We start from the raw sequence: 23591 nt of genomic DNA, 5'->3' as shown, positions 1-23591 counted from the left end.
CCAACAGTGAAAGAGCAGTTAAGCAAGTTATTTGAAGAACGCTACCCCACGGTCGAAACAATGGCCGCAGATTAGGTGTTCGCGAGTGTGTAGTGGGGGGGTTCCCCCGCCACTACACACTCTTACACCCTATAAGATACACCCGATGAGATACTCTACTCTTACACAAACTTCTTGACACTACCCCATCTCCGGCCCCGGATCGCCTAACAACGGCATTTCTGCCGTTGTTTCCTCTATCCCCGGCCCCGGGCCACCTAACAACGGCATTTCTGCCGTTGTTTCCTCCATCCTCGGCCCCGGACCGTCTAACAACGGCATTTCTGCCGTTGTTTCCTCCATCCCCGGCCCCGGGCCACCCAACAACGGCATTTCTGCCGTTGTTTCCTCCATCTCCGGCCCCGGCCGGCTAAGAAAAACGCCTTGCGGCGTCCTTGGTGTATGTGTTCGTTGAAAATAAAGTTCTAGACTGGAGTTGTTGATCTAATGTGGTTTTTCAATTATTAATTTGGCAGCCTTCGCAAAATAAGTTTTAGACTGTTCCAATAAAGTAAGCAGCGGCGGACTAAGACTTGAAAATAAAGTCTTAGACTGCCGCTGCTGTTTCAGCCTGATATTGAACTAACATTCCCCAGTTAGCGTAACGATTAGTTAATCGAACTCTCAGTTAACATTTGATTTCGACGGAAAGTGATTGTTCCTAATGTTAAGTCAACAGAAACTCTACTACTTCAGCCTTCAGCGTTTCGTGAAATTGCACGCGATCAAAGCCGGGCGGGTCTTGCGAGGGGGGAAAGGCTGGTGAAATCATCTCAGCTGGGAAAGGAGTCAGGAAGGAATAATGTCCGGCATTCTCCACCGTCCGATAGCGAATCATTTGCGGTTCAGCAACACTATTCATGATGATCTGCGCGTGAAAAGGAAGTGCGTAAGGGTCTCTCTCGGCATCCAACATGAGAATCGGGAGCCGAACGTTGTTTAATGCTCCCTCATTACGGAACCAAACGGACGCCGGGGCTAGCAAAATCAGGGACCGGATGCGTGAATCATGAGGGACATCGATCTGCTGCGGCTTCCCATCCGGGCTCTCAGTAGGGAAGGAGGTCGGGATACCGCCAGCTGCTGCAAGCGCGGTGTAGCCCCCCATGGAATGCCCGATGACCGAATGGCCTCCCGGCTGTAGAAGCCCCTTAAACCTCTCATCTTCAAAAAACCAGTCGGCTGCCATTCGAAGGTGCCGGGGGCGATAGGTGAGGTTTTGGACAGTACCTTCTAAACTATTATCATTGCGGTTATTAAATGGATGTTCGAGAAGGCCCACGATAAAGCCGCTGCGCGCCAAATGCCGAGCGAGCGACCGGTACACAAGCGGTGAACCGCCTGTACCGTGTGAAATGAGGACTAGTCTAAATTTTCCCTCCAGCGGCGCTGCGTCTCTGGCCACCTCCAACGAGTACGGCCCTAACCTATCAGTCTGTTCCCGTGCATCTGTCGGATACATCACGATCATGGGAACAGTCACCTTCAATGCGTTGTCGGTAATTTGTACCTCACAGCAACCTGCATATCCTTCAACAATGTCTTCTATTTTGTTCATCTTGATTTCTTCCTCTCCTTGAGCTACATGCTCCTAATATGGCGAGCCAACGGGAATATATATGTCTAATACCGAATCCTCGTTCATCGGTCCTAGATATCGATGGTCGTAACGCACAAACTCCGGGTAATTCGCACGAACGCTGCCTGACTGGGGTAACCAGGTTTCATAAATGTACTGGAACGTATCGTTGAGTCTCGATAATGTCCCCTTATGAGTAAAAACCGCATAAGTTACAACTGGGAGCAGCTTAGCGACCATTCCCAAGGGAACTACACTCTCCTCGCTAGCCACCTCGACACAAGCGATATACGTGACTTCCCATTGCCTACCTGTAAGTTCAATGACCGCATAAAATATGTCTTCCGTATCCGGCTTTCGCTCAATTTCAAACAAACGCTGCCTAAAGCTCCGCCATAGCTTTCCGACTTCGTCCGAATTGACACCCAGTATCGACATACCGACCAGATGCATCTTATTCAGGCAGACAATAGCTGGCACTAGGGAGACGCTCTTATTCAAATGCTGTAGCCCCACTTCATCCAAAGGAAGCTTCTCCATTGCCCGGAACAGCGTGTCCTTCATGTCCCTTTGCTTTCGAAATTGTCCAGGCGAGATGGAGAACATTTTTCCAAAGGCTCGGGCGAAGGATACCTGAGACTCGAACCGGTACAGGATGGCAATATCTATGATCCTTTGGTTGGTATAAAATAAATCGTATGCTGCTTGTGTCAATCTCCGCTTGCGTATGTACTCCGAGACGGAGTTTCTCGTAACCGATAGGAATATCCGGTGAAAATGGTACGGCGAATAGCCCGCAGCCTCCATAACCTTGGTGCTTAATCTCTCATCGGTCAGATGATCCTCAATATAGGTAATGGCCTTGATTACCAAATCCTTATAATTCACTGTAATGCCTCCGTATCGATATACTCACTTTACGACAGATGGAACGCTCTGTTTTGATATTTTTTGCGGAATTTTACTTTACTGAGCAGCTAACACTACTTTCCAAGCGTAGATAGTTTCCTGATCAGCCACACTCTTCGGTTCGCCAAAAGAGCGACCTCTCGCAATTGCTCAGTCTCGCTGGTTTTAAACAAATCTGCCCGTCCCTCGGTTAATGATGCATCGTTAGTCTAAGACTTTATTTTCTTTCTACAGTATGATTTACGTTTGTGTTCGGAGAGGGATGGGTGTGGGATTCCGACCGCTGTTGAAGTCCGTGTTCCTTGAATGAAGGGTTACAGCGGTTGGAACACGTACTTCAAAGGCGGGCGCTATCGCTTCTCCACCCCTCACCCATTCCCTTCAGAATCTTCCTTTGCAGCGATACGGAACAAGCCGCAGATCGTGGCATCCTTCGCACACGAGCAGCTTAAAACCTTTACTTAGGTCTCCGCAGCCGCGGAACTTCTCTACTTCCTTTAGAACATTGGAACGTAGCTTTCCCTCATGCTTCGCAACAAAGCTATCCCAATGCCCATGTTCATCGAAAAAGATTCGTTTTAGAATGTTCGTCTCCATTACTTAACTTTACCAAATACAAAAACAAGGTGGGAGACTCCCTCCACCCCGAAATTTTATAAATTCTAGTATGTCAAATAAAACATGCAAACCAAATTCCTCCGGTTTGCATGTCCAAGTCCATCCACCGTCCCCCCTAAGAGAGGCGGATTCGCATCGTATAGTCCAGCGGTGTAATCAGGCTGACAATGACCTTCAGGCAGCCATCCGGGTAGGTCATCCCCCGGACTTCGGCCAATTCATGCTCATGAGCCCCCTGATCCAGCTCCATCCAATCTTCTCCGGCGGTATAACGGATCGTACCGGATGTCCAGAACGAAGTGTCCCGCATCTCCGGCACAGGTACGATGCCGGTTCCCTCCAGGCTGCCTTCCTTGCCGAACAGCAGCACGATCTGTGTCAGCACATCCGATGGCGCTTGCTGGGCAAAGTGTAAATCCCATCCCTCGCTGTGATCGGTCACACGAACCGTGACCTTGCTTGGCTGGGAATGGGTGAGCGGTCTTTCACCGTGAGGCAGCAAATACCAGGGACTGGCCGGTAAACCGGACAGTGACGGCAGCTTGTCTCCCGGAACGGGTCCATAATAGCCCTTTTCCGCGGTGGAGCTCAGCAGAAAGCCCGAATCTGTTTCTTCCAGCGACTGCATGGTAATCAGGCCAGGCTCGAAGCTTGAAGCGAGCTGAACTCCGAGTAGCCGGGCCTTGCCGTGCCGCAGCGAGAAATGCGAGGAAGCCTCAGTCATTACCGTTGCACTTGTAGCCCCGTTCCGAATGCGGGCAACCGGAGCGCCGAATTCGGTATGCTGCTTGCTGTGGCGGACGGGTCCGCCGTAGCCGTCTTTCCCGATTTTGTTCAGCAGCTCCTGCCGGTTGAAGGCTCCATTGATCACCTTACGGTAATGCACAGGCAGCGCCTCCGGCTGTACGGTGGCCGCCTGCATTTGCGGATACAGCAGGAACCCGAGCATGATGTTATTGGGCAGCGAACCGGGATGGGTAACGGCACTGCCTGCAAGCTCGGCCAGTGCCGCGAACTCGGGATCACGGTCATGCTCAGCCATCAGCTTATAGCAAAGATAATAATCGGCCAGCGAGAAGACACTACCGAAATCCTGGCGTCCTGAATAGTCCGTCACCACTTCCCCATCAGGGTGAACCAGATATTTCATCATTCTCAGGTTCCGGCGTACCGGTTCAAGCAATTCGGGACGCTCCAAATCCTGCGATGCATAATAGAGCATGATATCACTGACTGTGTTGTAGATTCCGTTGCTCCGCTCGGTCCACTCCCCATCCGGTGTAATGTCCATTCCCTCTTGAAGCCACTCATCCGCCCGCTGCTTCAAGCCGTCCAATGCAAAAATACGGTACAAGGAGCCAAGAGCGGCTGCAAGCACCCAGCGGTGGTTGGGAGTATGAACACCGCCGGTCAGCATCGCCGGAACCGTCCGCTGCAGAAATAACCGGATCTGCTGAGTGACGGCAGCTAGAGGCTCCCAAGTCTGCTGCTCCAGCAATGTAAGCACGTTGGCGAAGCCAACCACGACGAACGCCGTATCCGGCGGGGAATGATAGTTGGTCCAGCCCGGCGAAATCGTACCGTCCTCATGCTGGAACCGCAGCATGAAATCCATCCCCTCCTGAAGCTTTTCCAGCAGGGCTATATCGTGATGATACTGTGACGCAGGATTAACCAGTGAAGCGGCCCATACGGCAATAAACTGGGCCGTACCGGTATGGCTCGGCCAGGCAACACCGTTCAGCGGGTCACGCACACCCCCGAAATAGCGGTTGCTCCGGTCAGTGATTTGACGCTGAAGCGATTCATTAGTCCACTCATCATTTATAGCACTTATTCTGCCTAACATCTGCTGAATTCCCTCCGTCTTCCTGCGCCTAAGCTTTTACAGCGCGCTGGGCAATTTTAGAAATAATAGTCCGGTGGCTCTGCTCAATATCCTCTGGAGTGCAGACGGCCTTGAGCTCATACACCTTAACCGGAGCCTGCGCGATAATATCCAGGAAGGAATCGAAGCCTACTGCATCCCCGCTGTGCACATAAGGACACCAATGATCCGACAGACCAATGGTTTCATGGATGTGAACCCCTACAATATCCTTGATCATCGCATTCGCTTCGTTCACATTGTCGTAGAGTCCCATCCGTCCCATCATCATGCCGTGGCCGATATCGTACCATAGCCCGACCGGCGCTCCGTTCAGCCCGGATATAATCTTCTTTGCCTCCGCCAGCGTTGGCATCTGATTGCAGCGCGAGCGGGTCTCAATTCCGAATTTGACGTTATAGCCCCGTCGTGCGGACTGCTCGCAGACCTCCTCCAGACTATTGCGGATGCGCTGAAGATAACCGTCACTCAGGGCTTCGCGGCGCTGGATCATTTCAGACCACAGCTTCTGATAAGCCGGGGATTCACGCCCCTCTGTGTTGTATATGTCTTTAAGCTGGCTATCAATATCCCCGTCAAAAGGAACCTCTCCCGGATGCACCACAACGGCCTCTGCTCCATAGCGGTGTGCATATTCAGCCGACTTCAGCAGCAGCTCTATCGCCCTGTTCCGCCGTTCAGCATCTTCAAATCCGAGAAGAACGGAATCCGTTCCATAGTCAGGATCAGACACATGCGGAAACGTATTGTGCACACTGGAGATTCCAATCTCTCCGCGCTCGATAAGCGGCTCTATCGTCTTCAGCATGTCATGGGTCACGTTGTAGTTAAGCTCAACTCTGCCGAATCCAAGTGCCTTGATTTCGTTAATCATCGACTCGCCGGATTCATGGCGCTTGATATTCCAACAGGTCGAGAAGGAGTACTGTTCTTTGGATGTGAATTCCATTTTAGAAAACCCCGCTTTCAATATGTTTATTTACTTGCAGTGAGCCTGTTTCTTACTGCCGCCATGGCCCCAATTGCTCCGGCCTGATTGCCTAGCTCAGCCTGTCTGATCACCAGCGGCGTATGAGGAGCATAACGGCTCACCCGGCTTGATATCTCATCCACATACCCCGGATTTTTCTCGACAACTCCACCGCCAAGAATAATCCGTTCAAGATCAAGGGTAATCGAAATATTTTTGATCACAACAGCCATATGCTCGTAGGATTGATTCAGAATCTGCACTGCTGCTTCATCTCCCTCGGCCGCCGCGGCAAAAACATGCTCAGCGCCAACCTGTCCGCCGTTCGCCATTTGCCGCATCACGGAGAGGCGGCTGTCCTCAAACAGATAATCCGCAGCCTTCTGGCCAATCCCCGTTCCGGATACCTCCATTTCAAAAGGTCCGAATTCACTGTTCTCCGAAAGAGCAGATGAACGGTCTGCACCAGGCTCAAGAATCAGATAACCGATCTCACCGGCAGCAAAGCTGGCCCCTCTGTACAGCCTTCCGTTCAAAATCAAGGCGCCCCCGATCCCCGTTCCAACGGTAACCATCATAAAGTTCTCTGCCCCGGCTCCTGCTCCGGCAAAATGCTCTCCCAGCGCGGCCATGTTCACATCATTATCAAGCACCACAATCCCGGAATAATGGGCTGCGATGACAGGGCGAATATCCACCAAAGGCCAATTCAATGCAGGGGCGCTGGAAAGAATCCCTGTGGATTCGTTCATAACGCCAGGGAACCCGATCCCAATGCCGCGTAACGAAGACAACGAGCCTCCGTTAATCCCGCAGATTTGTTCCAATTCGCCAAACAACCACCGGAAAAACACCTGCGGATCACGTGTAAGCTGCGTCTCAAGCTTGTGCTGCGCCAGAATCGTACCGCCTTCGTCAGCAAGGCAAATCAGCGTCTTGGTTCCGCCAACATCAATGCCTGCGCTATAAATGTTCATAAATGCTAACCTCCCGTTTTCTCCCCAATATTGTAAAATGCCGCCTAAGCTTCGCGAATGTGGCGAAACGCCTCCTGAGCCGCAATTTGTATGGCTCCGAGAACCACATCCTTCTCCCTGTGACGCGAAACAAGCAGCCGCGGCTTGCGGTTCAGGCCGCTTATTCTGGATTCCAGCCGATGGAGTAATACATCTCCGTTTCCGCCGAGTCCGCCGCCGAGGATTATAGTGTCAGGAGCAATCACAGCGCAGATATTGGTCAACGCCTCTGCCAGCCTTTCGCAATAAGCTTCGATGACAGACTGTGCCCAGGAATCTCCGCTCCGAACCGCTTCGAATAATTTCTCGGGAGACAATGAGGATGTAGCCGGCAAGTGACGCTGATCAGCGCCTTGCTCCCCAGCCATGCTAGAGGCGAGCCGCAGCAGTCCGCTGGCGGACAGAACATCCTCCAGCCGCTCGCCGCTGAGCTTCATATCGGCAAGCTCCCCAGCCCCGCCGCCCAGGCCGCGAAAGATTTGGCCGCCTATAATAATGCCGCCTCCGGTTCCCTCTCCAATCGAGAAATATAAGAGCGAGGCGCTCCCGGCATCGCCGGAGCCGGAATGCTCAGCAAGTGCAGCCAGATTTACGTCATTTTCGGTCATGACCGATACCGGGAACAGGCGCGCCAGACTCGTGCGTTGCAGTGTATTTTCCAGCCCCTTAAGCGGTGTTACCAGTTGAAATACCTCACCGCTTGCAGGATCAACGATCCCCGGAATTCCAACCGCTCCGGCCTTGATGTTCTCCCAGGTAACCCCGGCTTCCTCAAGCAGATCTGCAATCCCTTGCACAAGCAAAGCTTCAAACTCCATATCCGCCATGTTATCTTTTGGTACTGGAAGCTGCTTATAGTGGCAAATCTGCCCCCCCATGTCTGCCAGCGCCATCCTGATGCGGGTAGCTCCCAGGTCAACGCCGATGACATAAAAGCATCTGGTGTTGAACTCAAGCAAGGTTGCTTTTCGTCCCTGGGTGTTATCTCCCCTCCCCGTCTCCCTGACCAGTCCGCGCTCCATTAAATGAGCAATGGCCGATGAAACAGTCGGTTTGCTTAACCCGATCTGACGGCTAAGATCCGCCCGTGATTGCGGCCCGCCAGCGATAATCTTGTCCAGAATCAGCGATTCATTCAAACTGCGCATGGCTCTGGGTGTACCTGCAGATTGTAGTTTCATGATCATCCTCTTCGTTATAGTTAGTTAATTTTATTAACTAATTATACGTACTTACTGAATAAATTTCTAGCCCCCGGGACAAGTATTTGACCTGTCTATTCGGGGGCTAGGTACTAACCTTCCCTCTTCAAATCATTAATCAAACCATACAATATAATATCGCTCATCGCCTTTATCCCGGATTCGAAGCTAACCTGATTCCTTGCAATGAACTCATAGTCCAGCAGCTTTCTCAGGGTTTCATTCAGCATCAGCTTGAGGATTACCGTATTTACTGCCTTCTGTTCTTGCTTCTGTACCCCTTCCTCAACCAATCGAATAACATCATCCCAAATGGTGTTCAGGTACTGATTCACCTTCTCGTACAGATTAGGGTAGTACCGCTGAAGATCATCCGTATGACGGATAATGGTGCCAATAGAATAAGCATCGGGAATGTTCTGAAAATACTGCTTTATTTTCTCATGCGTCGAAAGCTCTTTATTTTCCAGGATATCCGTATCCGACTTAATGATTTCTGTAAACACAAAATCTATTGCCTTCTCAATCATCTCGTCTTTGCTCGAAAAGTAAGCATACACGGTACGTTTGCTCGTCCCCAGCTCTCTTGCCAGATCCTCCGTCGTAAACCGCGTGCCCTTGGACCCGAATAATTTCAAAATCTTCAAATACACGTTGTTATCCATATCTCAGCACCTCAAGTTAACAGTCTTGGAAGAGGTTTTACCATGCGATAAAGATGATACGGTTGTTTATCTATGGCATCCGTAATCTTGAAGCCCAGCTTCTCGTACAGATTGATCGCCCGGCTGTTCTCTTGCCTCACGGTTAACGAGAGCTTATCGTAGTTGCTGAGCCTGGCTTTTTCCTCTGCAAAATCAATTAATTTGGAGCCGATGCCCGTTCCCCGGCTTTCAGGCAATATAGCCAAAGTTCCAATATGATATTCATCCTCTCTTCCCTCCTTCAAGGATAACATCGCCCAGGTCTCCCACCAATTTACAAGTGAATGCTTGACCAATTTCCATTTGCGGAGCTTGATTAATTCCCGAACAGTGGGCCAAGCCAGCTTATTCATAATGGAAACCGGGTAGCAGGTGACCATCCCGAGCGTTCTGTGGTTGATCTGTGCTTCAAAAGCATACCGATGGCTGAAACGGTTGAGCCCCAGCCTCCATAATTTCTGCATCGTGTGCTCAATTAATTTGGAGTCCTTGGACCCGGCAATGGGATACACCATATAATCCAGCGCAATACTGTTAAGTCTGCCCCCGGCTTCCGAGTCGATTTTGCCAGGAATGATTGAGATATTGTCCATTGATAAATGCCTCCTCTGGAACTTGGTACTTAAATGGTTTTTATAGTACCAGAATACAGAGCACAATTCCTCTTGTCAAATTACACTCCTCATCAACGGAAACGCCAAGTTCATCAAGCGCTGCTGCTGCGTAAGCGATACTCATTTATTTTATATGAAAAGAAGATGTTGAAATTGTGTTTGCTACTACCTTATAGGGAAAAGTTTTATTATAAATCTGTCTCTTTTAATGATGCTATGGTATTCTTTTTGTTATGGAAAGGGGTGGAAAACGATGAACATTTGGGAAGGTAAAAAAGTCAGATTACGAGCAATTGTACCTGATGATTGGATGAAGTTTCATGAGAATGATCAGGATTCAGAGGGAGCCAGATCATCAGATGCAATTTACTTTCCAAGATCGGAAGCTGGGACTAAGTCGTGGGCTGAACAGCAAGCTTCAAAGGGTGCGAATGGAGACAATATTATGCTTGCTATTGAAACTCTCGATGGAGAATTAGTAGGAAGTATTAATTCTCATAGTTGCGATGCCCGCAACGGAACTTTTAAATATGGCGTAGCTATTTTTCGTAAATACTGGCGTAATGGATACGCATCGGACGCTGTAACAATCCTACTCCGATATTATTTTAATGAATTGCGTTATGTGAAGGTAACAGCACATATATATGCTTTCAATGGAAGTTCCATTAGATTACAAGAGTATCTTGGCTTTAAGCAAGAAGGTAAAATTAGGAGTATGCTCTTTACGAATGGACAACACTATGATGAATACATTTATGGGCTATTAAAAAGTGAATTTAATGTGTAAAAGACACATATAATCCAAACAAAATGGCACAAAAGGACAGCCATTTGCCGTCCTTTTGTGCCATTTTGTTTATAGTCATAACTCTCTTAATTTTCCGTTATCAGATAAGAGACAGGCCTTTACCATTGATAAATTAAGAAATCTTCCCGGCATTGCTGTACTTGAGCGGAAGCCCCATTTCTCCGGCAATAAACAGGAATAGCTCCTTGTCGATCTCCAGATGCCCATACCGCAGCTGTGAACGGTATTGACTCCATAGCGGATGCGCCGATACCGTTTGCAGAGACACTGGGCGGGAGTACGGGAAGAAATCAACGTTCCTGCGATAGGGGCGAAATTGTTCTCCCATTTGAAACTCATATACATCCGAATCCTTTATTCGGCCGATAGCGGTAAACGCCTGGCATTTCTCTGCAGCATGGAGCGAATGCTTGGGACTGTAATAGATGATCCAATCCTTCGCCTGCATACGGTGGAGCGGCTGAGCCTTCCCATGACAGAGCTGGCAAAAGCCTCCTTGGACACCAAGCTGCACATGCTCTGCCGAAGCGATACCAATCCAGTATCTTGGCATGGTCATCGCCCGCTCTCGCCGTCAAAGCGATAACCGGCAAGCAGCCGTAGAGCTTCGTTGAAGGCGGCCTTCGTATCTTGCAGTTGTCCAAAGTATAGCTCATCTACCTGCTCCACCATAGGGAGCGCCAGCTTGAGAAGCTCCTGTCCCCTGCCGGTCAGAGCAATGGCTTTGGCACGGGTATCTGTCTTGGATGCCTCTCTGTAGACAAGCTCCTTCCTCTCCAGAAGCGTCAACACCTGTGAGACCGTCATAACATCCATATCAGCCGCATTCGCAATCGTCACCTGCTGCACTTCCTCATGGGTCTTTTGCAGATAACCCAATGTCGTCAGAACAACGAACTGCGGATGTGTAAGATCAATAGTCTTGAGCTGCCTCTTCAATTCGGTATGCCAGTTGTTATAAGCCTGGATGAAGAGAAAGCCCGTTGATTGAGACGAGTCTGCAAATTTGGATGGAAAATCCGTCATTGTTCAACTACACATTTCAAAGCGTATACGGACCCCGGAACATCGCTGAAAACCTGACTTACAAACTGTATATGTTCAGGAGTGGCTGCAGCATCCTGTAGCGAAACTGTGTGTTTGATATATAGCTCACCGTTCTTCTCCACAATATCGTGGCCGAAAAGGAGGCTCCCCACACCTGGAATCACTGTTTTATCCCAAAAGGATTCGTTCTCCCGCACCGAAGTCAATTCAAAATGAATTGCCGGCTGCCCTTCAAGCTCCATAACACCAGTGCTACCGGTAATAAAATCACCCTGGAGGGAGATGTTAAGCAGATCGTCCTCCCAGACAAACCAATTTTGAACATCAGCATAGTAATGCCAGATTTTCTCCCGTGTCGACTGTACCTTTATTTCGAAACTGAGTTCCATGAACAAGCCCCGCTTTCTATTGTAAGTTAACTTATTATAATTACACTTACAATGTTCTGTCAAGGCTTATCTGAGCGATATCCACCTCATACTGGAGTGTTCATCGAAGATCAGCTTCACACCGGCTGCCGCTCTTCCCTCTTCATCAAATATTTCCAGAACATTCTGCTCCTCCAGCCAAGCCATCGGAAGCTTGTAATCCTCCTGTGGACCAATACCCCAATAGCGGCCGGCATCCATTCCGTTCAGCTTTACATAGCCTTTGCTCATTCCGGACAGCCGAAGCTTCAGCTTGACATGGGCCGCTTCCGGCCATTCCGGTTTGTGGAAATGAAAAGAGTGGCATACCGGCCCTTTGCCGGGCTGCTTGCCTTCTGCACTTTGCTCAAGCCCACTCGCATCTTGTATGGACCAGCCGTTCAGCTCATTCTGCGAATGGTAGCTAATCAGCTCCAGCCGGTCTATCGGCGATTTGATATATTTCATTTCGATGGTGTTAAGTCCCTCACGGATATAGGCGGAGATGTCCATCGTGTGGAACATGAACCAATCCTTATACCCGCTGATATCAATGGACTCGCCATTAATCGTAAGCTCCCCGCTCATTGCGCCTACCAGAATGGCCCGGTCCTGCCCCTGAATGGTGAAGGTCCGTTGCAGTACAGTGCCCGGCTCTACGCTGCAGACCTGTCCGAGATGCAGAGACTGCCCTCCATGCTGCCACTGATCACGCAAGTCAACTGAATTGCCATCCAGAAATACGGGACCCTGAATACCTTTGAACTCGCCGAGAAACGGGGAGAAATTCAAACGGCCCATATTCTGCACAAGCAATTGCAGCCGGTTGGTCTCGTTAGGCTTCAGCTTAAGCTCGATGGATGATGCTCCAACCTGACGAACCAGCTGCGACTCCTCGCCATTGACATATACTCTAAAAGTATCCTGAACTTTAGGAATAACTAACGTTCTTACTTCATCCGGGCCTTGCTCGAAATCACAGGTATACAGAAGATAGCCGTATGGCACCTCCATACTGGAGAAATCCAGCGGGACCTCGGAGTACACACGGTCATCCGAAGACGATAAGGTAACGGACGATGTAGCCATTAGACTTAATTCAGGCTTCTCGAGATGTACATAAGGTGATTCATCCAGCGAAGTAGAAGCATCCTCCCAATTGCCCAAATGAAGAACCGCATGCTCTCTGCGGCTTACCGCCGCCTTGATTTCCCCTTGTCCGGTAATGTCCATATCCGGGTAGCCAAGCGCCCACCTTATACCAGACGGACCCGCGAAACGCCAAGCAGAGTCGGCCATATCTCCGTTCACCAGGATAAGCTGGAACAGCTTCCCGCCGATAGAGATGGATAACACCTGCGGCTCCGAGAAATGAAAGCTGTCCAGCGTTATTTTCTTACGGTCACCGCTTAGCTTCATAAGCTGCGGCTGTTGTCCCGTTAATTCAATGGATTGTCCGGCTTCAATTTCGATCCAAGAGCGGTTCCCATTGTCGGCAGCAATAATCAAAGTGTGAACTCCCTCTATTTCCTCATTGCTGAGCAGATAGGAGTTGCATGTCAAGAATACCTCTTGGGAAATTTCCAATTGTTCGAGAACAGGTGTAATTGCTCCGGGCTTAACTGTAACCGGAATAGTATTTCCACGGGACAAGGTAAGAAACGCATTCTCTCTCTCCTGCTTTCCGCTCTCCACAAACCAGATGCGCTCCCTTCCGCGTCCCCTGGAACGCGCTGTGAATCCTTCGCTTAACCGGACTGGGACATTCTGGTCCTCCTCCGCATTCAGCAGGAATCCGCTTATGGCCTGGATATAGTAGGACAGCTTCTTGGCTACAGCATATTTCTCTGTCACTCTGCCGTACTCGTTCAAGGGCGCATCGTAATCATAGGAAGTGACCATGAAAATATCGCTTGCGCCGACTGTTCTTCCGCCATAGCCGCCAAAATTCGTTCCCCCGTAGAACATATAGTGGCTTATGCCGCTATATCCTGCACGCAGCACCTCGAGTGTTCTTTTCTCATAGAGCTCCGCTGTCTTCTGCGTTGCAGCCTGTGCTCCCCAGTGCTCAAACCAGCCTGTCCAGAACTCGGTTACAATCTTTGGCATATCCGGCTGCTTTCGCTCAAGCTCCTCATAATGCTGGTCAGCATTCGACCAGAAGTTCGCACCTTCAATAGCGCCTTCCACACCGCCTACACAGGTAATCAGCGGCACTTCTATTCCCCGCTGCAGCAATCCGTCTCTTAAATATTTCATATAGCTGGCAGCGGCCTCATCATCTTCAAGATATCCATATTCATTCTCGATCTGCACAAGGATCACGCTGCCTCCCTGTGCAATCTGACGCTCCCGGATAATAGGAATGATCTTGTCGAAATAACGATCCACATAATCCAGATACGGCTTGCTGCAGGTTCTGAACGCCACCTCTTTTTTATTGTTCAGCCACCACGGGAACCCTCCGAAGTCCCACTCAGCACAAATAAACGGGCCTGGGCGGGCGATAACCCATAACCCCAGCTCCGCACACAAATCAAGAAAAGCCCCACAGTCCCGGTCATCTCCGAAGCTCCATTCCCCTTCTTCAGGCTCATGCACATTCCAGGCAAAATAGGTATCAATACAGTTCATCCCAGCCAGCTTGGCCTTAACAAGTACCTCGCGCCATTCCTCCCTTGGCATACGGAAATAGTGGATGGCTGCGCTGTTCAGGAAGACCTGCTGCCCGTTAATGGTATAGCTTCTCTTGTCGTAATTTACAGTCATTCTCCCCACACCTTTCTCTCTACTCTTTAATCCGAATATCGGAGATTACAATCGTCGTAATGGATTGCTGCGGCACAGTCAGCCGTACTCCGTTAGTGTACAGCGGCACTTCCGATGGCTCTAAATTTTTGTCCGCAGAGGTCTGGTAGACTTGAGCCGTAGTGCCTTCATACTCAAAAGGAGTCAGATCATAGGTAACCTCTTTATCCGACTGCTCGTTTCTGACTACAATGGTAAGCTGATGTTTACCTTCATTGTACGCCGCTATTGTCCGTCCATCATCCGTCAGCAGTATACGGGAATCCGGGAGAATGAAACGACTGAAGTTGGCCATCGCATAATACTGCTTCGTTACTTCATAGCTCTCGCCCGAGGTGAAATCAGAGTGGATGAACCCCCAGTTGTTCTTCGCCCCCTCATCCTCAACAGCCTGCCAATACACCCACGCGGACGGTCTAAGCACACGCAGATCAAAAATAATCCGCTCACCCAGCTCCATTACACTGCTCATATCCTGGTGATTATGAGGCTCGCTGCCGCCCGTTCCGTATTCAGACATCCACAGGCGTTTCCCTTTCTCCTGCGCGAAATTCCGCAGCTCCTCCAGCTTGCTTCCGTTGTACGTATGGGTATTGATCTGGGACAAGCGGCCCAGCGTGGCTTCATCATAGAACGAAAGCATATCCATCGTTTCGTCCACACTGTTCTCATCAGGTCCGCTGATCACCGTATTGGTAAGCCCTTTGGACTTCAGAGATTCGGAGACCTTTTGAATGATTTCCATCTGTTTATCCACGCTGAAATGGCTGCCTTCTTGAATATTCCCCTTCTTCCACCAGTCAGAGGCCGGTTCATTCAGCGGGTTCAGCGTACGGAACGTCACACCCCACCGCTCTTTGTATTGTTTGACAACCTCGGTCAAATAATCAGCAAAGGCTCCGTAATATTCATCCTTCAGGTTGTTTCCCCCATCAACCGCTCCTGTGACGGAGCCGCTTACGGTCATCCAGTAAGGCGGGGAATTGGAGAAGGCTTCGGCAACGGTAACTCCACGCTCTATAGCTCCAAGCAGAACCTTGCGCTGGCCCGCGTCAGCTTCCCAGTCCCATTTTCCCTCTTCAGGCTGAAAGCCGGGAACATCACCGCCAGGCCGCAGCGTATTGTGCGCAATATTCGGATCTTCACCCCCGCCGATGTTATAGCGGACGATGTTCAGCCCAAGACCCTTTTCACGGTCAAAGACAAGGTCCATCACTTCCTCCAGCTTCTGCCCATCCTTCCATTGCCCCAGTACATGTCCCCACCAGGCAAGGGAAGTGCCCCAGCCTTCAAAGCCGTCATAGCCATCCTTCGGGTCTACATGGATAGCAGACTCATCCAGCTTCAATAGCCTTGATGTTTTCTTGTCTTGTGATTGATTTACCATAATTCCTCCCAATACAGCTAATGTTAAGACCAGGGTGCTTATTAGAATAACTCGCCGGTTCACTTTTCTCATATTTGGGTTCTCCTCGGAGCGATCCGTTATTTAATCCCGCTGCTTCCGCCGCTAATATTTGCTTCATATACAAACCTTTGCCCCAGCATATAGACAAGAATCATTGGAATCGTCAGGAACAGTGAAGCGACCATGACCATATTCCACGGAGGAATTTGCCCGCCCGATGCTGTACTGATCAGTTGCACCCCAAGCGCCAGCGGAGTTTTGTCAGGATCATTAATGTAGATTAACGGCCCCATGAAATTCCCCCAGTTGTAGGAGAAAGAAAAAATACCAATCGCCGCCAGAATCGGGTAGGTCATTGGCAGAATGATTTTCGAGTAAATTCCCATATGCCCCATTCCATCAATCATCGCCGCCTCATCAAGCGATCTCGGAATCGACATAACGAATTGGCGGATTAAGAAGACATTATAAGCCCCTGCGAAAAAGCTCGGCACGATCAGCGGCAGGAATGTATTCACCCAGCCCAGCTCCTTGAAAATAACAAACTGGGGAACCATCGTCACTTCACCAGGAATCATCATGGTACTCAGCAGAACTACAAACAAAATCCCGCTGCCTTTTGCCTTCAAACGGGCGAACCCGTAAGAAACGAAGGACGCGGAAGCGACCGAGCCAATCACTGTCCACACGGTAATAATCAAGCTGTTCTTCAAGTAGGTTCCCAGGTGATAATCTGAGAACACTTTCGTGAAATTGGCAATGGTGAATTCTCGGGGGATGAATGTAAAGGCTACTTTTACCGTGGTAGCATCACTGGCAAAGGCAATCGACAGCATGTAGATAAACGGAGCGAACAGCAAAATACCTACCGCGCATAAAATCACATAGGAAACGCTTTTTTCCATCAAGGATATTCTAGCCATTTTCTTTCCCCTCCTCGTAATGCACCCATAAAGCGGATGAACGGAACACAATCAGTGTCAGCACCAGGATGATGATGAACAAGATCCAGGCAATGGCTGAAGCGTATCCCATTTTATAGAACCGGAAAGCATTCTGGAACAGGTACGGAACGACCATCTGACTTGCGTTATCCGGCCCGCCTGCGGTTACGATGAAGACCTGGGCAAAGGTTTGCAGCGCCCCGATAATTCCCGTGATCAGATTGAAGAAAATGACCGGGGTAAGCATTGGAAAGGTAATGGAAAAAAAGCTTTGTCCGCTGCTCGCCCCATCAATCGACGAAGCTTCATACAGCTCAGGCGGAATCCCTTTCATACCGGCAAGCAGCAGCACTACCCCGCCGCCGACTCCCCAGAGGGACATAAGAACTAGAGCAGGTTTGACCCAATTGGGATCAAGCAGCCACCGCGGCCCCTGAATGCCAACAAAACTCAGCATTTCATTAATTAAGCCCTCTGTCGGAGCGAACAATCGGATGAACAGCAGCGAAGCGGCCACAACCGGAACCACCGAAGGCAAATAATATAGCACCCGGAAGAAGGTGATGCCCTTCAGCTTTTTATTCAAATAGTAGGCAATCCAGAGTGAGATGGTCATGCCCAAAGGAATTGCTATTAGCGCATAAAAAAATGTATTCCCGACAGACTTCCAGAAAATGGGGTCATCAGTTAATAAATTAATATAGTTCTCAAAGCCAATAAAATTGGGAGACTGGAATAAATCCCAATCTGTAAAGCTCATATAAATAGAGAATATGATAGGTCCCAGCGTTAAGCCCAGGAAGCCAATTAACCAAGGGGAGATAAAAATATAAAACCAGCGTCCGTCCTTGTTCTTCATAAAACCACCTCCGCATTTACTCCTAAAGAAACAGGGATCAGCTCAAGACAGCTAATCCCTTGATCTCTTGAATGATGGATGTTCTGTATCTATTATTTGTACAGTTTATCGAGCCCTTGCTGGATTTGCTTAACGGTATCGTCAAGCGTTGCTTCATTGAAGAAGAAAGGTGCCAGCTTGTCATCAATAACCTTCATCATTTCGTTCCATTTAGGATTCAGCGGCTCGGCGTACAGCTTGGATTCACTGAATGCCGCCATGTTGATTTTTTTGCCGCCATACTCTGCATTAACAAAAGCGTCGCTGGTCAAAGCAGGCTTGGTAGCCGGAGCATCCTGACCGCTCTCAATAATCGGCATTTGCGCATCCAGTGCAGTCAGTCCGCTAATGATTTTAAATGACTCTTCCTGATGCTTGGACTGTTTGGTAATTGTCAGACCATTGAAGAAAGCATTGGTCTCACCCCAGATCGGTGAAATATCCCAGTTAATGCCTTCAACCTTGGACAAGGAGCCGATGTTCCAGAAGCCTGTGGTTTCCATTGCGATTTTACCTTGTGCGAACAGCGGATCTGCGCCAACGTTCCCCATATCTGCGATTTCAGTAGTTGTCGGAGAAGTGCCGTACTTGTAGCTCATATCATTCAGCAATTGCAGGGCATCACGAACCTGAGGTGTATCGAAGGTAGGCTTGTTATTCGCATCAAACAGCGAACCGCCATTCTGGTAGACTAGCTGCATCCACTGCGGCCACCAGGAGCCTGGATAGTATCCCCATTGAACCGTCTTGCCGCCTTCCTTAACGGTCAGCTTTTTCGCTGCCTCAAGCAGCTCCTTCTGCGTCCATTCCTTGGTAGGGTAAGCGACACCCGCTTTGTCGAACAGGTCTTTGTTGTAGAAAAGCACCATCGCTCCTGCGCGGTCCAGCAAGCCGTATTGCTTGCCCTGGTAGCTCATAAGACTTGAAATATCATCGCTGTATCTTTCTTTCATATCCAGTTTGCTTGCAGTAATAAAATCATCAAGAGGGATAATTTGCTCCTTGCTCGCGTACACCTGATAGTTTTCAGCAATCATCATGATATCGGGAGGCGTTCCGCCAGCGATCATCGTCTGAACCTTCTGGTCATAGTCACCGGCTACAAGCAGCACATTGACGTTGATATTCGGGTTCGTTTTCTTCACGATTTCAAGACGTTGCTCCATAACCTTCTTGTCACTCTCAGAGCCCCACATCGTTAACGTCAGATCAACCGGTTTGTCTGAAACTGCGTTGCTGCTGCCGCCATTTGAGCTGGATGCCTTGTCCGAATTGTTATTGCCGCCTCCACATCCAGACAGAACACTAACAACGACAAGCATCATTACCATTAAAAATCCCAGTTTGCGTTTCATTGTAAACCTCCCTTTTATTTTCGAAACAAGTTGGCATACACAGTTTATGAAACGGATTTCATGTAATGGGTTTCATTTGTGGTAAAAAGAATACCCGCTCTGCACGGGCCTGTTAATTTATTTTAAAACCACATGAATGAAAAGGGTTTCATTAGCTGTGAATTTATTATATGACCACATCCTGGAAACTGTCAACCATTGCTGCGAAACTTTTTATTTGTCCGAAAAAAATAAAGTACCAGACAGCCATGCCGCTCTTTCGCGCACTTCAGACGATGAAATTTCATAGAAGGCCCTCAATTTGGCTTCGCCAAATTCGAGGCTTCCATAACAATGTCCTCTGTTCGGACATCGTTATTTCAGGATAGACTTCTGTATTTTCATCTCAAATAGAGCAAATTCACCTCTGTCATCTAATATGATTTTGCCAACTAATTCAAAACCTAAACTTTCATATAAATCACGTAACTTTTTCTTGTTCCACCCTGTATCTAATCTTAAAAAGCCAATGTTTCTTTTTCTACACTCTTCTTTGGCAAATTCAACCATTTTCCGCGATAGTCCTTTTCCAGAATACTCCCTTCTAACACATAACTTATGTATATATCCTGCTTCGTTCTCTTTTGCCTTCGGCCAAAACAGTGCGTCATTCCATTGTAAGATCATACAGCTAGCATTCTCGTCTAAAACTTTTCCTATGTAGAAGTCATCTTCATTTATACCCGCCAATAACTTTTCTCTTGTAAGATATTCGTCTTTCCAAACACTAAAGCCAACTGAACGTCCCCATGCTGTTACTTCTTTCATTACATTAATAGCGGTATTAACGTCTCCGCTTAATACTTTAAAGTTATTTTCCATATTGTTCCCACCTAATTTTTCTTTCAGCATTAGTTCAAGCCCCCGGTACTGCTTCTCACTACCAGCTTAGGCTGCAAAACAATCTGCTTCTTCGGATTCTTCCCGTTGATGATCTGATGCAGCGTCTCTACGGCAAGCTCGCCAAGCTCGTGAGTATTCTGGGAAACGGTTGTCAGCTCCGGAATCACCGCTGTTGACAACGGAGTGTCATCGAAGCCGACAATAGAAATATCGCCGGGGACACGCAGCCCATGCTGGGTAGCTGCCTTAATGGCTCCAATCGCCGTGAAGTCATTTACACATAATACAGCCGTCGGTCTATGCTCCTGGTCCAGCATCTGATTCATCAGCTCCCGGCCGCCCGGTACAGAGAACTCTCCAGATTTCAGCCACTCCTTACGTAGCTCCAGCCCGTGTTCCTTCAGCTTCTTTTTGACGGCCTTGATCTTCACTAGCGTTGTTGCGGTATCGTCCATCCCGCCAATGAAACCAATGTCCTTGTGGCCTAAATCAATCAAATGCTGTGTGGCAAGCGCTGCTCCCGCGGCTTCATCCGTATAGATCCGGTGCAGGCCGCTTTTCGGCAAATTGCCGTTCACGAGGACAATAGGTACATGCCTTGACAGCTCAATGACCTCCTGCGCCAGCTCCGGGGGACAATTAGCCAGATTGATTCTCCCCCCCAAAAAGATAATTCCGTCAACTCTCTTCTCCCGGAGAATACTGAGGAACTCAGACTCCCGGTTGTAATTCCCCGCCGTGTTACACAGGAAGAAGGAATAGCCTCTTACTCTGGCAACGTTCTCCGCCCCCCAGAACACCTCCGGGAAGAAAGGGTTAGTGATGTCTGGAAGGATCATGGCAATGGTCCCGGTCTCCTTCTTAAGCAGGCTCCGTGCGAGCGCATTCGGCTGGAATTGATATTTCTCTATAATCTTATTTATGGTCTCACGGGTGCTCGCCTTGACCGGAGCTGTATCATTCAGTACCCGCGAAACTGTTGCCACGGATACATTGGCTTCCTTCGCTATGTCATAAATAGTGATTGTTTTCATATATTCCCTTCCTTGTCCTATTCTTAAGATCATAATACCAGAAGATATGCCTTATGTAACGGATTACAATAAAGCTACTATACGTCCATTTCACAATATAAATTGACATTGCTCAATATGAATCGTAAAATAACTTAGCACTAAGTTACTTATAACTAAATTAATATCTATAGAAGTTGAACTTTGGTTTTTCATATTTGGGCCTAGCCGTAACTGCGGGGAATGTTTGGACTTCCGGCCGCTGTTGTCTGCAGATTTCTCGATTATTACCGCTCCTCGCGGTGGAAATCCGCAGACAGCCTATGCTTACGATGACAGCTTTCCTACGGAAAGCTCTCAGGCGGTCGCTATCGCTCCTCCAGTTCCAAACTTCCCCTCCGTTACTCCCGCCCTTTTTATTCCTTTTTCAATTTCAACTTGTATAAACTACTCTCTCCATAAGATGAGGTGTCCATCATTACTGACAGAATCAAGAACTTATTAGAAGCGCAGAAGTTATTTTTTGATGTGTACAAAAAATGGAACAACGAGATCAGCAAGCACAATCCGACCGAGCTGTCCTTCAACCATCACCAAATACTTAAAATATTGCAGGACCGGGGCCCCCAGCAGCCGTCGGCGCTTTCTGAAGAGCTGCAAATTACCACTGGCGGTATTACGGGTCTAACCAGCAAGCTTGTAAAGGAGGGTTATGCGAACCGGGTATTCAATGAGAAGGACCGGCGGACGGTCATTCTGGAAATTACAGACCTTGGCAGAGAGACTTTGAACCTAGCACTGCAATATAGAGATAAGATGACCGAAAATTTTCTGGCGGAGGTCCCCACATCGGATATACATGAGCTAAGAAGAATTCTCGAAGTGATTTTGTCGAAATGAGCATGAACCGCAAAGGAGACGATCAAATGAAGACGGTAATAGATGCTTCGTTGTATCCCAATATGCAGGAAGTAACGACTTGGCTCGAAGAGCTTAACGGCTTCGGTCCCAGATATACGGGCAATGCTGCACATAAGCAGTCTGTGGACTGGTTGCAAGCGGAGCTGGAGAAGCTGGGGCTGACGGTTAGCAGAGACCGGCATTATTTTACAAGATGGGAAGCGAAGAGCTGGGGCTTGTCCATCATGAATGAGGCTGGCAGCTTCGAAGATGTGCCTGTTACGTTCTATTATCCCTATTCCGGAGAAACCCCGGCAGATGGTGTAGTCGGAGAGCTGGTCTATTGCGGCAAAGGCTCGGCGAATGCTTTTCAGAAGGCTGCCGGCAAGATTGCTGTGGTTGAGGTTGCGAATCCGAAGCTTCCCTCCAGGCTTTTGTTCTCGACAAGATCATCTTATCCGGCTGCAGCCGCCAAATCTCCATCATTCATCATGAACCCTTTGCTGGGGGCGATACTGAGGGGGCCCAAGCTGGAGGAAGCGCACAAAGCCGGGGTACTGGGCGTAATATGCATCTGGAACAAGTTCTCGGAGCCCAATGCGAAGGGACAATATTTGCCTTTCACTACTGCCCATCAGCAATGTCCCGCACTTTGGGTTGGCAAAGACACCGGAAAGCAACTGAAGCAAGCGGCTCTGAACAAAGTTAAAGCAAGATTGATGCTGCAAGCCACGGTAACTCCCCACGATAGCAGCGATACGATCTATGCCGTTCTCCCCGGGACGAATAAGGAAGAGACCCTCCTTGTAAATACTCATACGGACGGGCCTAATGCCTGCGAGGAGAACGGCGGAGTGGGTCTGCTTGCGATGGCTAAGTACTTTTCCCGGCTCCCGCTTGAACGCCGCAACCGCAGTATTGTTTTTGTATTCGTGACCGGCCATTTTCAAATTCCCCAATTCGGTGTTCATGGACAGGCGACAACCCGTTGGCTGCAAGATCATCCTGAGCTGTGGAATGGTGAAGGAAACCACAAGCGTGCGGTAGCAGGAATCACACTGGAGCATCTTGGCTGCAAGGAATGGCGGGATGACCGCCTGCATGAGCACTACAGCTACACCGGCAATATCGAGCATGAATTTGTGTATACGGCGAACCCGGAAATGGACCGGATCTATCTGGACTGTGTAAAAGAACGCTCAAAGGTCCGGACCACCACACTCAGACCTAAAGGCTCACTTTATTTTGGCGAAGGGCAACCCCTGTATAACGCGAAAATTCCAACGATCTCGCTGATTCCGACACCCGATTATTTATGCGCGGAAGCAGAGGACGGGTTCATGGATATGCTGGATCTGGACCTGATGATGGAGCAAATTGAGACCTTTACGAAGGTGGCAGCGACCCTGGATGCTTCCCCTACTGAAGAATTAGGCGTAATAGAAGCTCCGGCCTTCAGTGTGCTGGAATTGTTCGTTAAAACAGAGTAGTAGCAGTTTTGTCCTGTTGGCTGCGGTTTGCTATACTCTCAGTTGCTTTTGCTCCTCAAGGGTGAAACCTTCCCGTTTCACCCCTCTAG

22 protein-coding genes and 1 pseudogene are annotated in these 23591 nt (G+C 49.0%); 3 read left to right on the top strand and 20 right to left on the bottom strand.

What is annotated here, in order from left to right:
• Positions 1–180 precede the first annotated feature (180 nt).
• From ACX1DY_RS24735 to ACX1DY_RS24690, 10 genes and pseudogenes are all read right to left on the bottom strand, one after another.
• Positions 181–393, bottom strand: coding sequence for a hypothetical protein (locus tag ACX1DY_RS24735; protein ID WP_458966855.1), 213 nt, complete (start codon positions 391–393; stop codon positions 181–183).
• Between the two features lie 313 nt (positions 394–706).
• Positions 707–1597, bottom strand: coding sequence for an alpha/beta hydrolase family protein (locus ACX1DY_RS24730; RefSeq protein WP_458966854.1), 891 nt, complete (start codon positions 1595–1597; stop codon positions 707–709).
• A gap of 33 nt (positions 1598–1630) precedes the next feature.
• Positions 1631–2506 carry an effector binding domain-containing protein gene (locus ACX1DY_RS24725; protein ID WP_458966853.1) on the bottom strand — a complete coding sequence of 292 codons (876 nt, stop codon included), beginning with the start codon at positions 2504–2506 and terminating at the stop codon, positions 1631–1633.
• A gap of 405 nt (positions 2507–2911) precedes the next feature.
• Positions 2912–3124 (bottom strand): annotated as a pseudogene (locus tag ACX1DY_RS24720) (transposase zinc-binding domain-containing protein); the annotation flags it as partial.
• A 136-nt stretch (positions 3125–3260) separates the two neighbouring features.
• Complete coding sequence (locus ACX1DY_RS24715; protein WP_458966852.1) at positions 3261–4994, bottom strand: prenyltransferase/squalene oxidase repeat-containing protein; 1734 nt, start codon at positions 4992–4994, stop codon at positions 3261–3263.
• 28 nt (positions 4995–5022) lie between these two features.
• Entirely contained in the window at positions 5023–5982 is a 960-nt protein-coding gene (locus tag ACX1DY_RS24710; RefSeq protein WP_458966851.1) for a sugar phosphate isomerase/epimerase family protein, read from the bottom strand.
• Positions 5983–6008: 26 nt separating this feature from the next.
• Entirely contained in the window at positions 6009–6980 is a 972-nt protein-coding gene (locus tag ACX1DY_RS24705; protein ID WP_458966850.1) for an ROK family protein, read from the bottom strand.
• A 44-nt stretch (positions 6981–7024) separates the two neighbouring features.
• On the bottom strand, positions 7025–8200 hold the full coding sequence (locus ACX1DY_RS24700) for an ROK family transcriptional regulator (protein WP_458966849.1): 1176 nt from the start codon (positions 8198–8200) through the stop codon (positions 7025–7027).
• A gap of 113 nt (positions 8201–8313) precedes the next feature.
• Positions 8314–8886 carry a TetR/AcrR family transcriptional regulator gene (locus tag ACX1DY_RS24695; protein ID WP_458966848.1) on the bottom strand — a complete coding sequence of 191 codons (573 nt, stop codon included), beginning with the start codon at positions 8884–8886 and terminating at the stop codon, positions 8314–8316.
• A gap of 11 nt (positions 8887–8897) precedes the next feature.
• Positions 8898–9518, bottom strand: a complete 621-nt coding sequence (locus ACX1DY_RS24690; RefSeq protein WP_458966847.1) for a GNAT family N-acetyltransferase — start codon at positions 9516–9518, stop codon at positions 8898–8900.
• A 274-nt stretch (positions 9519–9792) separates the two neighbouring features.
• On the opposite strand from ACX1DY_RS24690, the gene ACX1DY_RS24685 reads away from it, so the two are divergent.
• Positions 9793–10329 carry a GNAT family N-acetyltransferase gene (locus tag ACX1DY_RS24685; protein ID WP_458966846.1) on the top strand — a complete coding sequence of 179 codons (537 nt, stop codon included), beginning with the start codon at positions 9793–9795 and terminating at the stop codon, positions 10327–10329.
• Positions 10330–10462: 133 nt separating this feature from the next.
• Here the strand turns inward: ACX1DY_RS24685 and ACX1DY_RS24680 are convergent, their stop codons facing one another.
• The 10 genes from ACX1DY_RS24680 to ACX1DY_RS24635 all read right to left on the bottom strand — a co-directional run bounded on the left by ACX1DY_RS24680 (position 10463) and on the right by ACX1DY_RS24635 (position 21133).
• Entirely contained in the window at positions 10463–10903 is a 441-nt protein-coding gene (locus ACX1DY_RS24680; RefSeq protein ID WP_458966845.1) for an EVE domain-containing protein, read from the bottom strand.
• Between the two features lie 2 nt (positions 10904–10905).
• The gene (locus ACX1DY_RS24675; RefSeq protein ID WP_458966844.1) at positions 10906–11376 is read right to left on the bottom strand and encodes a MarR family winged helix-turn-helix transcriptional regulator; all 471 of its coding nucleotides are present in this window, start codon (positions 11374–11376) and stop codon (positions 10906–10908) included.
• Positions 11373–11786: an SRPBCC family protein gene (locus ACX1DY_RS24670; RefSeq protein WP_458966843.1), complete on the bottom strand. Its 414-nt coding sequence runs from the start codon at positions 11784–11786 to the stop codon at positions 11373–11375. Before ACX1DY_RS24670 ends, ACX1DY_RS24675 begins: the two co-directional genes overlap by 4 nt.
• A 66-nt stretch (positions 11787–11852) precedes the next feature.
• Positions 11853–14573, bottom strand: coding sequence for a beta-galactosidase (locus ACX1DY_RS24665; protein WP_458966842.1), 2721 nt, complete (start codon positions 14571–14573; stop codon positions 11853–11855).
• Between the two features lie 19 nt (positions 14574–14592).
• Positions 14593–15999, bottom strand: coding sequence for a glycoside hydrolase family 30 protein (locus ACX1DY_RS24660; RefSeq protein WP_458966841.1), 1407 nt, complete (start codon positions 15997–15999; stop codon positions 14593–14595).
• Between the two features lie 98 nt (positions 16000–16097).
• Complete coding sequence (locus ACX1DY_RS24655) at positions 16098–16943, bottom strand: carbohydrate ABC transporter permease (RefSeq protein ID WP_458966840.1); 846 nt, start codon at positions 16941–16943, stop codon at positions 16098–16100.
• Positions 16936–17823 (bottom strand): carbohydrate ABC transporter permease, encoded by an 888-nt coding sequence (locus ACX1DY_RS24650; RefSeq protein ID WP_458966839.1) that lies wholly within the window; start codon positions 17821–17823, stop codon positions 16936–16938. Before ACX1DY_RS24650 ends, ACX1DY_RS24655 begins: the two co-directional genes overlap by 8 nt.
• Before the next feature lie 92 nt (positions 17824–17915).
• Positions 17916–19217 carry an ABC transporter substrate-binding protein gene (locus tag ACX1DY_RS24645; RefSeq protein WP_458966838.1) on the bottom strand — a complete coding sequence of 434 codons (1302 nt, stop codon included), beginning with the start codon at positions 19215–19217 and terminating at the stop codon, positions 17916–17918.
• Positions 19218–19571: 354 nt separating this feature from the next.
• A complete protein-coding gene (locus tag ACX1DY_RS24640; RefSeq protein ID WP_458966837.1) occupies positions 19572–20108 on the bottom strand; it encodes a GNAT family N-acetyltransferase in 537 nt (178 codons plus the stop codon).
• Positions 20108–21133 (bottom strand): LacI family DNA-binding transcriptional regulator, encoded by a 1026-nt coding sequence (locus ACX1DY_RS24635; protein ID WP_458966836.1) that lies wholly within the window; start codon positions 21131–21133, stop codon positions 20108–20110. Before ACX1DY_RS24635 ends, ACX1DY_RS24640 begins: the two co-directional genes overlap by 1 nt.
• 507 nt (positions 21134–21640) lie before the next feature.
• Here ACX1DY_RS24635 and ACX1DY_RS24630 point away from each other — a divergent pair.
• Positions 21641–22012: a MarR family winged helix-turn-helix transcriptional regulator gene (locus ACX1DY_RS24630; RefSeq protein ID WP_458966835.1), complete on the top strand. Its 372-nt coding sequence runs from the start codon at positions 21641–21643 to the stop codon at positions 22010–22012.
• A 26-nt stretch (positions 22013–22038) separates the two neighbouring features.
• On the top strand, positions 22039–23502 hold the full coding sequence (locus tag ACX1DY_RS24625) for a hypothetical protein (protein ID WP_458966834.1): 1464 nt from the start codon (positions 22039–22041) through the stop codon (positions 23500–23502).
• The last annotated feature ends 89 nt before the right edge of the window (positions 23503–23591 follow it).

This window comes from Paenibacillus sp. BAC0078 (assembly GCF_054483875.1).
The sequence above is the reverse complement of the archived record's forward strand: the minus strand, read 5'-3'. Positions and strand labels throughout refer to the sequence as shown.